Consider the following 1,694-nt stretch of genomic DNA (forward strand, 5'->3'; position numbering starts at 1 on the left):
CGGGCGAGCGGCAAGATCACCATCAAAGCCGACTCGGATCCGGTGACCGATGTACGACTGACCCTCTCCGGTCAGGTGATGGATGCCAGCGGCAAGCCCATTACCCACAATGGTGAAGACTTGACCTGGAAAGCGGTAGGAACGGATGGTCACACCTTCCAGGCGGTGACCAGTGGCGGTCTGGTAGTGATGACGGTGTCCATCCCGACCGTGCCCGCCACCATCGCCGCTCACACTAGCGCGACTATCGATTATCAGGTCACTGTGCATACCAACCTGGATCACGGGGCAGATGACAAACTCAACCTGACCTTGCCGGTCAAGGTGACCGACAGCGACGGCAGTCAGAGCCAGGGTTCCACCACCATCACGGTGACGGATAGCCTTGACCCCGAACTCGGTCTGGACAAGGGCGTTTCGCTGCAGGAGGGGGGCAACCAGAGCATCGATGGTCAGCTACCGGTGACGGTGGGGAGCGATCGTCTGGTCTCCCTCAACTTTGAGACCAACCAACCGACGTTGGTGGGGCTCACCAGCCAGGGCAAGGCGACGACCTATGAGGTTCAAGATAACCAGCTGATCGTCAAGGATTGGCAGGGCAAGCCGATCCTCACCGTCACCATCGGGCTGGATGGCAAATACAACGTTTCCCTGACCGGTGTGTTTGACGAGCCGGAGGCGACCAACAGCCTCAACCTCGGCCTGAAGGTACAAGGCCGCGATTTTGACGGGGACAAGAGCAACCTCGGCACCCTCAATATCACCATTACCGACGGCGCCTTGCCGCAGGTAAGCCCTGTCTCCCTCACGCTCACCGAAGATATCAACTGGCAGCAGGGTCAGACCCTTAACGGGGAGCTGGCCATCACCGCGGGCAGCGATCCGCTGGCCAGCATCACCTTCGATGCCAATCAGCCGGGGCTGCAAGGGTTCACCTCGGGCAAGCAGGCCGTGACCATCACGGTGGCCGATCATCATATCGAGGGGCATACCCCCGATGGCACGCTGGTGTTTGAGCTGACCCTCGGTAACGATGGCAAATACAGTTTTACCCTCCATCAACCGCTGGATCAGGGCAGTGCCAACAGCCTGCTCAAGGCGGGCTTTACCCTGCTCGACAGCGATGGCGACAAGGTTGCCTCCACCATGACCGTGGCGGTGGGGGATGGTGCTAATCCGACCATCTCCGCCGTGACTGGCACCACCATCACCGAGATGGCACAAGGGGAGGTAGCTGCGGTCAGCTCCATGAGTTTCTCGGTCGCGCACGGCAGCGATGCCCTCGACCCCAACTCCCTCGCTTTTGACATCGCCGCTATCCAGAGCACCCTGACCGGACTCACCAGCCACGGTAACCCGGTCACTTTCGCCGTTGATCCCGCAACCGGCCAGCTGGTCGGAACCGCCGGTGGGCAGGTGGTGCTGCGCGCCGAGCTGAGCCTGGTCGATAACAACGGCAACTGGAGCGTCACCGCCAAGGTCACCCTGAGCGGCGAGCTGGATCACAAGGGGAGTGAATCCCTCAACCTGCCGCTGGCCGTCACGCTGGCTGACAAGGATGGCGATCGCATTGGTACCACGCTGCCGCTCACCATCGTGGACGGCAAGGCGCCGAGCTTTATCCCGGGCACCGGTGTGATCCTGGATGAGGGGAACCTCACCGGCAGCAACAGCCTGAGCCAAACCGGTCACTT

Annotated in this window: 1 protein-coding gene; it reads left to right on the top strand. The window is 61.3% G+C overall.

The window, feature by feature from the left end:
• Nucleotides 1-1,694, top strand: a 1,694-nt coding sequence (locus tag OKC27_RS22635; RefSeq protein ID WP_442866080.1) for a T1SS-143 repeat domain-containing protein, incomplete at both ends; no start/stop codon positions are given.

It is taken from the genome of Aeromonas sp. QDB62 (assembly GCF_027705695.1).
Classification (GTDB): domain Bacteria; phylum Pseudomonadota; class Gammaproteobacteria; order Enterobacterales; family Aeromonadaceae; genus Aeromonas; species Aeromonas allosaccharophila.